The 12032-nt window shown below is 63.4% G+C and carries 10 protein-coding genes; 4 read left to right on the forward strand and 6 right to left on the reverse strand.

Annotated features, from left to right (window positions below; genetic code table 11):
- Positions 1-78: 78 nt before the first annotated feature.
- The 3 genes from MON38_RS19165 (at position 79) to MON38_RS19175 (ending at position 4285) form a co-directional block, all read left to right on the forward strand.
- Positions 79-984, forward strand: coding sequence for a LysR substrate-binding domain-containing protein (locus MON38_RS19165; protein WP_241937775.1), 906 nt, complete (start codon positions 79-81; stop codon positions 982-984).
- 63 nt (positions 985-1047) lie between these two features.
- Positions 1048-2250: a threonine synthase gene (locus tag MON38_RS19170; protein WP_241937776.1), complete on the forward strand. Its 1203-nt coding sequence runs from the start codon at positions 1048-1050 to the stop codon at positions 2248-2250.
- A 169-nt stretch (positions 2251-2419) separates the two neighbouring features.
- On the forward strand, positions 2420-4285 hold the full coding sequence (locus MON38_RS19175) for a polysaccharide deacetylase family protein (protein ID WP_241937777.1): 1866 nt from the start codon (positions 2420-2422) through the stop codon (positions 4283-4285).
- A 16-nt stretch (positions 4286-4301) separates the two neighbouring features.
- Here MON38_RS19175 and MON38_RS19180 read toward each other — a convergent pair whose 3' ends face one another.
- The 5 genes from MON38_RS19180 to MON38_RS19200 all read right to left on the reverse strand — a co-directional run bounded on the left by MON38_RS19180 (position 4302) and on the right by MON38_RS19200 (position 8579).
- A complete protein-coding gene (locus MON38_RS19180) occupies positions 4302-4571 on the reverse strand; it encodes a DUF167 domain-containing protein (RefSeq protein ID WP_241937778.1) in 270 nt (89 codons plus the stop codon).
- Positions 4572-4588: 17 nt separating this feature from the next.
- Entirely contained in the window at positions 4589-5332 is a 744-nt protein-coding gene (locus MON38_RS19185; RefSeq protein ID WP_241937779.1) for an endonuclease III domain-containing protein, read from the reverse strand.
- 122 nt (positions 5333-5454) lie between these two features.
- Positions 5455-6435: a hypothetical protein gene (locus tag MON38_RS19190; RefSeq protein ID WP_241937780.1), complete on the reverse strand. Its 981-nt coding sequence runs from the start codon at positions 6433-6435 to the stop codon at positions 5455-5457.
- A gap of 161 nt (positions 6436-6596) precedes the next feature.
- Complete coding sequence (locus tag MON38_RS19195; protein ID WP_241937781.1) at positions 6597-7010, reverse strand: response regulator; 414 nt, start codon at positions 7008-7010, stop codon at positions 6597-6599.
- Between the two features lie 75 nt (positions 7011-7085).
- Positions 7086-8579: a sensor histidine kinase gene (locus MON38_RS19200; protein WP_241937782.1), complete on the reverse strand. Its 1494-nt coding sequence runs from the start codon at positions 8577-8579 to the stop codon at positions 7086-7088.
- Between the two features lie 81 nt (positions 8580-8660).
- Between MON38_RS19200 and MON38_RS19205 the strand changes: the two genes are divergently transcribed.
- The gene (locus MON38_RS19205; RefSeq protein ID WP_241937783.1) at positions 8661-9488 is read left to right on the forward strand and encodes a TrmH family RNA methyltransferase; all 828 of its coding nucleotides are present in this window, start codon (positions 8661-8663) and stop codon (positions 9486-9488) included.
- An 11-nt stretch (positions 9489-9499) separates the two neighbouring features.
- On the opposite strand, the gene galB is transcribed toward MON38_RS19205, so the two are convergent.
- Positions 9500-11962: a beta-galactosidase GalB gene (gene galB, locus MON38_RS19210; protein ID WP_241937784.1), complete on the reverse strand. Its 2463-nt coding sequence runs from the start codon at positions 11960-11962 to the stop codon at positions 9500-9502.
- Positions 11963-12032: the final 70 nt, after the last annotated feature.

Below are 12032 nucleotides of genomic sequence, written 5' to 3' on the forward strand. Positions count from 1 at the left end.
GAACGATTCCCGAACGGCGCGGCCGACAAAACGCAAAATATTGCGTCTCTACCTCGTGCAATAATTCGTATTTAGTCTATGCTCTCGCACCCGCACGAAGTGTTTCTGGAAGTAGCTCAGCGCCTGAGCTTCACCAAGGCCAGCCAAGCGCTGTTCACCAGCCAGTCGGCCGTGAGCAAGCAGGTGAAAGCCTTGGAAGAGCACTACAAAACCGGTCTGTTCGAACGCCTGGGCAGCAGCATCCAACTCACGCCGGCCGGCCGCAAGCTCTACGAGAAACTGCTGCAAGCCAAGCAGCTGCAGCAGGAGCTGCACCAGGAAATGAGCGCGCTCAGCCCTGATTTTGCGCCCAGCCAGCACCTCGTCATTGGGGCCAGCACCACCATTTCGCTCTACGTGCTGCCGCCCGTGGTGTCGGCCTACCTGCAGAAACACCCCAACCGCCAGCTCAGCCTCAAAAACCGCAATTCCGACAACATCCTGCGCGCCCTGCTCGACCACGAGATTGAGCTGGGTATTATTGAAGGCATCCACAAAGTCAGCAACGTCACCTACACGCCGCTGCTGACGGATGATGTAGTTGCCGTGTGTGCCGCCGGCAATACGCTGGCCGGGCGCACCCTCGAAGTGCGCGACCTGCTCACCACGCCGCTGGCCCTGCGCGAGGCCGGCTCGGGCACGCTGGCCGTGCTGGAGGAGGCCCTGGCCCGGCACCGCATCAAGCTGGCGGCCCTGCCGGTGCGGGTGCGCCTGGGCGGCACCGAAGCCCTCAAAAACTTCGTGCGCGTCGATACCTGCCTGGCCTTTCTGCCCCGGCAGGCGGTGCTGAAGGAGTTGGCCTCGGGCGAGTTTTCGGAGGTGAAAATCAAGGATTTTCCGCTGCGGCGCGAGTTCAACTTCATTCAGCGCAAGGGCACCGAAAACAACGCGCCGTATAAGGATTTCCTGCAATTCACGCGGCGATACTATTCCGGAAAGGCATAGCCTATTCCAAATGCCCATCCCATTGCGGCATACCCCGGGCAAGGCCATTCCGTACTTTGCCCCATGAAACTGGTCGCCTCCGAATCCCTTTCCCGCCTCGCCGCCCTGCACTGCTCGGCCTGCGGCACCGAATATTCCGCTTTCGATTTGCAGCGGGTTTCGGCCTGCTGCAACGTGCCGCTGGTGGCCGATTACGACCTACATGAGCCCCTAAGCCGCGCCGTAATCGACCAGGCCGATACCTCGATGTGGCGCTACGGCGCACTGCTGCCGCTGCTGCACGAAGAAAACAAAGTAACCCTCGGCGAGGGGCTGACGCCGCTGTTGCGCCTGCCCCGTCTGGCCGCTCGCTACGACCTGGCCAACCTGCTGCTCAAAGACGAAGGCCAGAACCCCACCGGTTCCTTCAAGGCGCGCGGCCTGAGCATGGCCGTATCGAAAGCCAAAGAGCTGGGCATCGAGGGCTGCATCATTCCCACGGCCGGCAACGCGGGTGTGGCGCTGGCCGCCTACTGCGCCCGCGGCGGCCTCAAAGCGGTAGTGGTGATGCCCCGCCACACGCCGGCTGCCTTCAAAGAGGAATGCTACTGGTACGGGGCCGAGGTGGAGCTGGTCGACGGCCTCATCTCCGACTGCGGGGCGCGGGTGCGCCAGCGCAACGCCAACGGCGCGCTGCTCGATATCTCGACTCTGAAGGAACCCTACCGCCTCGAAGGCAAGAAAACCATGGGTTACGAAATCGCCGAACAACTCGGCTGGACGCTGCCCGACGTGCTGCTGTACCCGGCAGGCGGCGGCACCGGCCTCATCGGCATCTGGAAAGCGTTTCAGGAAATGAAGCAACTCGGCTGGCTTGCGCCCGAGGTAAAACTGCCCCGCATGGTGGCCGTGCAGGCCGAAAACTGCTGCCCGCTGCTCGAAACCTACGAAGGCCGTCAGTCCAACTGCCACGCCTACCAGGGCCGCGCCACGCTGGCCAATGGCCTGGCTGTGCCCCACCCGCTGGGCGAAGCCATGATGCTGCGCGTCCTCCACGAATCTAACGGCACGGTAGTGAGCGTGAGCGAGGAGGGCATGCTGGCCGGCATGCGCGACCTCGGCCAGCACGAGGGCCTGTTTGTAGCCCCCGAAGGCGGTGCAGTCTGGACCGCCGCCCGCCAGCTACTGGCTACCGGCGAAATTCAGCCCCACGAAAACATTCTGCTCCTGAACACCGGCAACGGCCAGAAGTACATGGACAACGTGGCCGGCCGGGCGCGGGGGTAGGGGAGATAGGAGAACGGAAGAAGACCGTCATGCTGAGCGGAGTCGAAGCATCTCTACCGAAGAAGTAATAAGTTACTCTCGCGGTAGAGATGCTTCGACTTCGCTCAGCATGACCGTTCTGTTGTGCTCCTTCTGGCGCATCCTCCGCGCCCGGCAATACCTTTGCGCCATGCGCATTCTTCACGTTGTTTCGGCTGAGTTTTTTGCGGGCTCGGTGGCTTATGCCGTGCAGCTGGCCGAGGCCCACCGCGCCCAGGGCCACCAGGTATGGATAGTGGCCGATGCCGACCCGCTGCCCACCGGGGCCACGCTGGTGTGGGCCGGCATCAGCAACCGCAGCTACCGGCAGCGGCTGCGCAATGCGCGCATTATCCGGCAGGTGGTCAAGCGGGAAAAAATTGACGTGGTGCACTGCCATTCGCGGGCCGCCAGCTGGGTGAGCTACTTCGCCCTACGCGGCCTGGCGGTGCCGCTGGTGAGCACCGTGCACGGCCGCCAGCACCTGCACGCGTCCACTTCGTTGTTCGATGTGTACGGCGACAAGGTGATTGCCATCTGCGACAACCTGCGCGAGCACCTCATCGCGGAAGTGAAGATGGACGCGGCTAAAATTGTGGCCATTCCCAACGGCGTGGCCTTTGCTGCGTCGCGTAATGAGAAATTGCGAGTGAGGAATGAGGAATTGGAGATTGATAATTCCTCCTTAATAAGGGTAGCATTTATCGGGCGCTTCAATGGCGGCAAGGGCGAGCGGGCGGCCGCCCTGCTGGCGCAGGTGTTTCCGGTGCTGCTGCGCGAGTTTCCGGCGTTGCGCGTGGCGCTCATCGGCGGCGAGCTGGAACACCTGCCAGCGGCGGGTAAAGCAGCTCTGGCGCAACTGCAAGCCGATTTCGGCGAGCGAATTGAAGTGGTTGGGTTCACCGCCGACGTGCCCGGCTGGTTGGCCCGTACCACGCTCGTGATTGGGGCTGGCCGCGTGGCCATCGAGGCGCTGGGGGCCGGCCGGCCGGTGCTGGCCCTGGGCGAGGCCAGCTACGCCGGGCTGGTGTCGGAGGCGAATTTTGCGCAGGCGGCGGCTTCCAACTTCGGCGATATTTCGGCGCGGCAAGCCAGCACGGCGGTCGATTTTACGGCGTTGCTGGCCGATGCGCAGGCTTTTCTGCAGGCGCCCTGGCCGGTAGCGGCGGCGTTACAACAGCAAGTGCGGGCGCAGTACAGGCTAACCTCGGTGGCCGCACGGGTACTCGAAACCTACCAGGCAGCGCGCATGCAGAAGGCGGGTATTGGCTACATTCCGGTGCTGATGTACCACAAAATTCCCGATGCACCGCTGGCCACCAAGCACCAGATTTACGTCACGAAAGACAACTTCGCAAAGCACCTGGCCTATTTCAAAAAGCGCCAGCTCACGCCCATCACCTTCGCCGACTACCTGAAATACGCCAGCGGTGAGCTGCCGCTGCAAGATTTTCCGGCCCGGCCCATCATCCTCACCTTCGATGACGGCTACACCGACAACTACACCAACCTGCTGCCCCTGATGCAGCAATACGGCTACCGCGGCGTTATGTACCTGCTCGGCGATTTTGCGGTGCGCTACAACCGCTGGGACGTGGAGGCCGACCCCAGCGAGCCGCGCGCCGACATCATGAACCCCGAGCAAAAGCGCGCGTTCGTGGCCGCCGGTTGGGAAATCGGGGCGCACACCATGTCGCATTCCCGGCTTACGGCCCTGCCGCTGCCCGAGGCTGCTGCCGAAATTGCGCAAAGCAAAGCCGCGCTGGAAACCGCGCTGAACACTGGGATTGTCACCTTCGCCTATCCTTTCGGCGACCTGAACGAAGCCGTGAAAAACGCCGTGCGCGCCGCCGGCTTTGCCCTCGGCGTGGCCACCGACACGGGCGGCCTGAGCATCGAGGCCGACCGCATGCAAGTGTTTCGGGTAAACATGTTTCCGAACGAATCGACCAGCAGCCTCTTCAAGAAAACCTCGCCCTGGTACCGCCGCTACTACCGCTGGAAGCGGAAGAAATAGCCGCCGCCCAGTGGCTTCAGGCCCGAAACCGGGCCAGGGTGTGGGCCATCTCCTCCGGGCTGATGGCCTGCAACTCTACTTTTTTGAAAGGCGACGTGTGGCCGGCCAGCAGCACAACCCGGGTTTTGGCAATGCCGAACGTAGTGGCCAGGAAGGCCAGTAGCGCCGCATTGGCCTGGCCTTCCTGCGCGGGGGCGTTCAGCCGCACCGTTACCTGGCCGTCGGGGCCAAGCTGGAGCTGATTGACGCGGCTGCCCGGTTTGGCTTTGAGGTGCAGAATGGCCATGTGGCCGCAAAAATAGCCTACGCCTGGCCGCCCATGCGGGCCTGCCCAAACGGGCATTGGTCGAGCACCACGCAGCGCCCGCAAGCCGGGCTGCTGAAATAGCAGCACTTCTGCCCATGGAACATGAGCGCCTCGTGGTGGTCGTACACCTGTTGGGCATCCCAGCCGGGCGGCAGCAACGCTTCGAGCAGCTTGTGGGCCGGGCCTTCGCCCACCTTCGGCCCAATGAGGCCCAGGCGCTGGGCCACGCGGTGGTGGTGGCTGTCGACGGGCATGGCCGGAATGCGCAGCGTGCTGAAAAGCAGCGTCGCCGCGCTGGTTTTCGGCCCCACGCCGCTGATGCTTTCGAGCCAGGCCCGGGCCTCGGGCACGGGCATTTCGGCCAGAAAATCGAGCGAGCAAGGCGCATCGGTGCCGCAGCGCTGGCTGATTTCGCGCAGCACCGCCTGAATGCGCGGCGCCTTCTGCTCGGGCCAGGTGCAGGCCCGAATGGCGTGCTGCACCGCCTCGGTGGGCGCGTCGCGCACGGCCGCCCAGGTGGGAAATGTGGCGGTCAGTTCCTGGTAGGCGCGGTGCGAGTCGGCGTTTTTGGTGCGGTGCGAAAGCAGGGCACTCACCAGCTCGCTCAGCGGGTCTTTCGTGCTGAAAAAGCGGAACGGAGCCCCGTATTCGGCACACAGCCGCTCGTGCACCAGCAGCGCCTTGGCCTGGCGAGCGGCAAACGCAGTGGAGGTATCGGCGGGCGGGGTAGGAGGGGGCATGGACCGGCCTACGCACCCACGCAGGCAGAGTTGCGGGCGGGTGCGCCCGCCATGATGCCAAACGGCCCCGACAGGCAGCGCACTGCCGGCCGGGGCCGATTTGAGAAACCACCAATCGCCGCCTATTGCGTTGCGTTGTAGAGCGCAATGGCCTGGCGCTGGTTGGCGGCCTGCTTGCTCTGCAACACCACCGGAATGAGCAGCACCGGCAGCGCCGCAAAAGTGAGCGGCGAGATTCCGGCCCGGGTCGGGCTCAGGGTTTGGAGCAGGCCCGCCACAAGCAAGCCGCCCCCCACCACGTAGCTGGCCGTGGTGATGTGCTGGTAGCGCCGCGAATCGAACAGCAACTGCTGGGCCCCGGCATTGTCGCGGGTAGCCATGAGCAGGTTGCTGCTGGTCAGGTTCTGAATCGGGCCGTTGTCTTTCGAGAAGTATTCGGTTTTCACGGTGCGGTAGCCGCCGTAGGGATAGCCAAAGCCGCCCATGCCGTAGCCGCCGTAGCCGTATCCGTAGCCCGGGTAGCCAAAGCCGCCGGGGCTGGAATACTGGGTGGTAGTAATGGAGTACAGGCTGATGCGCCCGGTTTTTTCGCGGCGCAGCGTGGCCTCACGCGACGAATTCGGCAGCGTAGTGCGCACGTAATGGCCGGTTTCATCCTCGTAAAACCCTACCTCGGCCAGCTCAAACTTTCGTTGGCCATCGAGCAGCAGGTAAGAATGGCCAAAGAGCGGATTTTTGGTTTCTACGTCGTTGGCACTGTATACCAGGCCGTTTTTTAAGCCCACCTGAAAACGCGTCGGCCGCAGGCTGCCTCCGGGCAGCTGGCCCGCCGGAGCCGGAGCGTATACCGGTGCTGCCGGGGCGGGAGGCGCGCTGGGCATAGGGGCCGACAGCGGTGCCGTTATCGTGGCGCGGCGGGTGCTGTCGGGCGGGGCTACGGGCGTGCTATCAAGCTGGCGCGGGGCCGGCACCGGGCGCGGCCGGGGTGCCGTTGGCACAGAGGGAGCCCCGCCCAACTGGCGGGGGCCGTCGGGCTGAGCCTGGGCGGTGGCACCGCCCAGCAGCACCAACGCCAATACCGATAACGCGAAAGGGATTTTCATGAGAATGGAGAACGGCAGGAAAAGCAGTGAAAGGGCCCGGCAAGGTACTACGCTGCAGGCTAAGCCCAACGCAGTGGGCCCGGCACCTGAACGCACTTTATTTCCCACAAATTCCGGCCGGTTCCCGTGAATATCCGGTGAATGCTAACCGGTCCGGCTGGCTACTTCAGCAACTGCTCCAGCAGGCTCAGGCTGTCGGCCAGGTCGCCGCCGGTTTCAAAGTCCAAAGGCTTGAGGATGTAGCCGCTTACGCCCAGGCGCTCGGCATCGGCGCGGTCCACGTCCATGGCCGAGGTGGTGGTGATGAACACCGGAATGTGGTGCAGCTCGGCGTTGCCGCGCAGTTCGGTCAGAAACTCGATGCCGTTCATGCGCGGCATGTTCAGGTCGAGCAAAATGACTTCGGGCAGCGGGCGCAGGGCCTCGGTACCGTTGCGGCCGAGCAGCAAATCCAGCGCCTCCTCGCCGTTGAAAGCCGTGTGCAGCTGGTGCGGCACGCTGAACTTGGCGAAGGATTTTTCCGCCGTCATCGTGTCGAACACATCATCTTCAACTAATAAAACAGAGCGCGACATTCAAGAGAGATAAAAGAAATACAGAAGTAATTACGTAGTCGCCAAACGGGTCAGATTTCGGATAAATCCGTCTCGTTATTTCGGCCACGTAAAGATAAAAGCGGCCCCCTGGCCCGCGGCCGATTCGACGCGAATTGTGCCCTGCTGCTCGTTAATAATTTTCTGCACAATGCTCAGGCCGATGCCGGTACTCTCGGCCGTGTGCCGGTCGCGCAGGGTCTGGAAGAGCAGGAAAATTTTCTGGTGGTATTCGGGCGCAATGCCCGGGCCGTCGTCCTGCACCCGGAATTCGTAGAAGTCGCCCAGGTCGCGGCTGCTCACGTCGAGGCGGCCCGCACCGCGGTGGTGGTACTTCACGGCGTTCGAAAGCAGGTTGGTAAACACCTGTTGCAGGCTCAGGCGGTCGGTGCTGGGCAGGGTGGGCAGGTCGGGGGCTAGTGAGAGCGTGAAGTCGGGCGGCACCACCAGTTCGGCTACTTCGGTGAGGAGCTGGCGCACGTCCACGGCCTCGCGGGCCTGGGTGGTGCGGCCCACGCGGGCGTAGGCCAGCAAGCCGTTTATCAGGTCTTCGAGGCGGCTGAGGCGGCCTTTCATCTGGTCGAGGTAGGTGCGCAGCTGGGGGGAAAGTTCGGCAGCCAGCTCGTCCTCAATCCACTTCACAATGGTCGTCACACCCCGCAGCGGGGCCTTTAGGTCGTGCGAGGCCACGTAGGCAAACTGGTCGAGCTCGCGGTTGCGCTTTTCGAGGGCGCTGAAGCTGGCGTCGAGCGTCTGCGTCATGCGGTTGAGGGAGGCGGCCAGCCCGCCGAGGTTGTCGGTGGCCGTGTCCGGAATTTGCACCGTGTAGTCGCCCTGCACCACCTGCTCGGCCAGGGCCCGAATCTGGGCAATGCGATGGGCCACTTCGGTGTTCACGGCGGCTAGCTCGGCCTGCAGGCGACGGTTGTCGTCGAGCTCCTGCACAATTTTCATCACCAGCCACACCACAATCACCACCGCCAGCACCGCCGACACCAGCACCACAATGGGCGTGGCTTTTTCAAATACTGCCTGCTGGGCACTGCGCTCAGCCAGCAGGCTCAACTCGTCGCGCTTGATGCGGGCATAGAGCAGCCGCACCTGCCGCAGCGTTTGGCGGTCGGTATCGAGCAACGTCTGCATTTCGGCCTGGCTGCGGCTGCGCGCGGTTTCGGTGAGCGGGCGCAGAATGCGGAATTCCTGCTCCACCAGTCCGCGCAGCGAATCGAGCCGCTCGCCCTGTACGGGGTTATCGCCGGTCAGGGCTTCCACCCGTTTCAGCGCTTCGGGCAGCTGCCCGGTGGCCATGCTATAAGGCCGCAGGTACACCGTGTCGCCCGTGAGGAGGTAGCCGCGCGTGCCGGCCTGGGCATCTTTGAGCACGGCCGTCACCGTTTCCACCTCCTGCATCACCTGGTAGGAGTGCTCCACGCGGTCGGTTTGCACGCTCAGCCCGCGAATGCTCCAGAACGAGGCCGAAGCCGTGAGCAGCAGCACGCCCACGGCCAGCGCGAAGCCCACAATGATTTTGGTGTTCGATTTGAAGGTCATCGGGTGCGAAGGTAATGGCCCGCCCTACGCCCCGGGCGGCGGCAAGGTTGGCCCCGGCCGCCGGGCCGGTATCTTTGCCCCATGCCTTTTGCCCCCCTCGACCGCCTCAGCAGCCCCCAGAACCCGCGCATCAAGCAGCTCCTCAAGCTGCAGCAGAAATCGGCCGAGCGCCGGGCCTTGGGCCTTACGCTGGTCGAAGGCCTGCGCGAGCTTACCATTGCCGTGGAAGCCGGCGTGCCGGTAGCTACCATCTACAGCTGCCCCGAGCTGGCCGGCGAAACCGGCGAAACGGAATTGCGCAGCTTGTTTTTTGGAAAAAAAGATGCCCCCGAGTGGTTCGAAGTCACCCGCCCGGTCTTCGAGAAAGTAGCCTACCGCGAAGGCTCCGACGGCCTGCTGGCCGTGCTGCGTACCCCCGCCCGCACCCTCGCCGACCTGCGCCTGCCCGCCAACCCGCTCCTGCTCGTGCTCGAAGCCGTGGAGAAGCCCGGCAACCTCGGCGCCATCCTCCGCACCGCCGACGCCGCCCCGGTCGATGCCGTCCTCATCGGCGACCCGCGCACCGACCTCTACAACCCCAATACCATCCGGTCCAGTATCGGCTGCGTGTTCTCGGTGCCCGTCATCGCCGCACCGATGGCCGAAATAACCGCTTTCCTGCACGAAAAAGGGATTCGCAGCTACGCCGCCGCCCTCACGCCCAAGGCGCATTCCTACCTCGACTGCGACTTCCGCCAGCCCACCGCCCTCGTGCTCGGCACCGAAGCCGACGGGCTCACGCCCGCTGCCCTCGCCGCCTGCGACGAAACCATCATCATCCCCATGATGGGCCGCATCGACTCGCTCAACGTGAGTGTGGCCGGGGCCGTGCTGGCCTTCGAGGCCGTGCGCCAGCGCACGGCCTCGTAAGTTAACCGCGGCTATTTCCCGGCTGAGCCGGTTTGGGTTTGCAAGGTCACAGCACCAGCTTGCAGCCCCGCGCTGCTGGCCTTCACCTGCACCGCCCCGGCCTTACTGCCGGCCTGCACAATAGCTACCAGCTGCCCATGAAACGCCCGCATCTGCGGCTTCTGGAAGGATTCTAGGCTAGTTGCATCGCCGTTGCCGATGGCCCGGAAGCTGCCCGCGCCGCTCACCGCGAAGCTCAGCGACTGGGCCGCGTCGGGGCAGAGGTTGCCGTCCTTGTCCTCCACGCGGGCGGTGATGAAGGCCAAGTCCTTGCCATCGGCCGTGAGGGCCGTGCGGTCGGATACAAGTTTGATGTGGTGCGGCGCGCCAGCGGTTTTTACTTCTTCCGTCGCCACAGCTTTGCCCTGGGCATCGTAGGCTACGATTTTGAGGGTGCCGGGCGCGTATTTCACGTCCTTCCACATCAGGCGGTAGCGCGACTGGGGCTCGTTCGACGCTCCTTTGGTCTGGCGACCCTGGCTCTGGCCGTTCACAAACAACTCGGCCGAGGGGTAGCTGGTGTAGGCGAAAACCGGCGTGGTCTGGCCTTCACGGCCGGGCCAGGTCCAGTGCGGTAGCAGGTGCAGCGTGGGCTGGGCGGTGTTCCAGCGGGCGCGGTAGAGGTAGTACCGGTCCTTCGGCGTGCCGGCCAAATCCAGAATGCCAAAGTAGGAGCTGTGCGAAGGCCACTTCTCGTCGTAAGGCGTGGGCTCGCCGAGGTAGTCGAAGCCCGTCCACACAAACTCGCCCATCACGTTGGGACTTTCATCCTGTGCGGCAAATTCTTCGTCCGGCGTCTGCGACCACACGCAGGCCTCCAGGTCGTACGATGACGACTGGTTGTCCGGATACTGCTTCTGCTTGGCCTTCTCTACCGGAAACTTGTACACCCCGCGCGAGCTCACCGTCGAAGCCGTTTCCGAACCCAGCAGGAAGCCCTGCGGCAGTTTGGCCAGGGCATCGCCATAGCGGTGAGGCTTGTAGTTGAAGCCGGGAATGTCGACCACGTTCACGATGCCGTATTTGAAATCGTCGTCGTAGCGGTCCATGCCCATTGTCACGGGGCGGGTGGGGTCTTCGCGGTGCACAATGTCCTGCAAACGCTTGGCGATGATGGGGCCGTTGGCGTTGCTCTGGTCGGGCACCTCGTTGCCGATGCTCCACATAATCACCGACGCGTTGTTGCGATAGTGGTGCACCATGTTCACCAAGTCCTTTTCCACCCACTCATCAAAATACTGGCTGTAGCCGTTCTTGACTTTCGGCGCTTTCCACTCGTCAAACGATTCCACCATCAGCATCAGGCCCATTTCGTCGCACAACGTCACCAGCTCCGGCGCGGGCATGTTGTGCGAAGTCCGAATGGCATCACAGCCCAAATCCTTCAGCAAAGTCAGTTGCCGCCGCAAGGCTGCCGTGTTGATGGCCGCGCCCAACGGCCCCAAATCGTGGTGGTTGCACACGCCCTTGAACTTGCGCACCTGCCCATTCAGCGAAAAGCCCACGCCTTTCTCAAACTTGAAGGAGCGAATGCCAAACGTGGTTTTGTACACGTCTTTCAGCACTTTGCCCGCATACAGCTTCGACGAAGCCGTATAAAGAACCGGCGTTTCCGGCGACCACAACCGTGGCTGTGGCACCGTCAGGCTCTGCTCAAACGTCAGCCCATTGGCCAGTTCCGTGCTGGTGGTAGCCACCACCTTGCCCGCCGCATCGCGGATTTCCGTTTCCAGCCGCAGCGGCTGGGGCTTGCCGCCCGGCGTTTCCACCGTCGTTTTCAGGTTCACTTTGGCCTGCGCCGCCGTGATTTCGGGCGTGGTCAGGTAAGTGCCCCACACCGGAATGTGCACGTCATCTGTCACCACCAGATGCACGTTGCGGTAGAGGCCCGCGCCGGGGTACCAGCGCGAGGCTTCCGACTGGTTTTGCAGGCGCACCGCCAGCACGTTGCCGTCGCCGGGTTTCAGCAGCGAAGTAATGTCCAGCGAAAACGAGTTGTAGCCATAAGCCCAGTGGCCGGCTTCTTTGCCGTTCACAAATACGTGGGGGTCGCTCATCGCCCCATCAAATACCAGCACCGCCCGCTGCCCCGGCCCGAAGCCCGGCACCGCCAGCTTGCGCCGGTACCAGCCCGTGCCGATAAACGGCAGCCCGCCCGTGCGTCCCGATTTCTGGGTGGCCTTCTGCTCCTGGTTCTGCTCAATCTTCACCACCTGCAGGTCGTTATTCCCATCAAATGGCCCGGAAATGGCCCAGTCGTGCGGCACGCTCACCGTCTGCCACTTGGCATCGGCGAAGTCCGATTTGGCCGCATTAGGCACGTCGCCCTTCGAGAATTTCCAGTTGGAATCGAGTAAGTATTCGTGCCGGTTTTGGGCCGTGGCGGCGGTGGCAGCCAGCAGCAGCGTGGCACTCAGCAGGTTTTTCAGCAGCATAAGCGAATAGGGGAGAATGCCCTCGCAAGGTACGGCTCACCGTCGCTACACAATCGATTATCCGGCTTTA

The organism is Hymenobacter cyanobacteriorum, assembly GCF_022631375.1.
GTDB classification, from domain to species: Bacteria; Bacteroidota; Bacteroidia; order Cytophagales; family Hymenobacteraceae; genus Hymenobacter; species Hymenobacter cyanobacteriorum.

What these genes read in the sequence shown, in the direction of transcription:
- MON38_RS19165 (WP_241937775.1), top strand. Translation starts at nt 79, where the DNA reads ATGCTCTCGCACCCGCACGAAGTGTTTCTGGAAGTAGCTCAGCGCCTG.
- MON38_RS19195 (WP_241937781.1), bottom strand. Translation starts at nt 7,010, where the DNA reads ATGTCGCGCTCTGTTTTATTAGTTGAAGATGATGTGTTCGACACGATG.
- MON38_RS19185 (WP_241937779.1), bottom strand. Translation starts at nt 5,332, where the DNA reads ATGCCCCCTCCTACCCCGCCCGCCGATACCTCCACTGCGTTTGCCGCT.
- MON38_RS19205 (WP_241937783.1), top strand. Translation starts at nt 8,661, where the DNA reads ATGCCTTTTGCCCCCCTCGACCGCCTCAGCAGCCCCCAGAACCCGCGC.
- galB (WP_241937784.1), bottom strand. Translation starts at nt 11,962, where the DNA reads ATGCTGCTGAAAAACCTGCTGAGTGCCACGCTGCTGCTGGCTGCCACC.
- MON38_RS19190 (WP_241937780.1), bottom strand. Translation starts at nt 6,435, where the DNA reads ATGAAAATCCCTTTCGCGTTATCGGTATTGGCGTTGGTGCTGCTGGGC.
- MON38_RS19180 (WP_241937778.1), bottom strand. Translation starts at nt 4,571, where the DNA reads ATGGCCATTCTGCACCTCAAAGCCAAACCGGGCAGCCGCGTCAATCAG.
- MON38_RS19200 (WP_241937782.1), bottom strand. Translation starts at nt 8,579, where the DNA reads ATGACCTTCAAATCGAACACCAAAATCATTGTGGGCTTCGCGCTGGCC.
- MON38_RS19170 (WP_241937776.1), top strand. Translation starts at nt 1,048, where the DNA reads ATGAAACTGGTCGCCTCCGAATCCCTTTCCCGCCTCGCCGCCCTGCAC.
- MON38_RS19175 (WP_241937777.1), top strand. Translation starts at nt 2,420, where the DNA reads ATGCGCATTCTTCACGTTGTTTCGGCTGAGTTTTTTGCGGGCTCGGTG.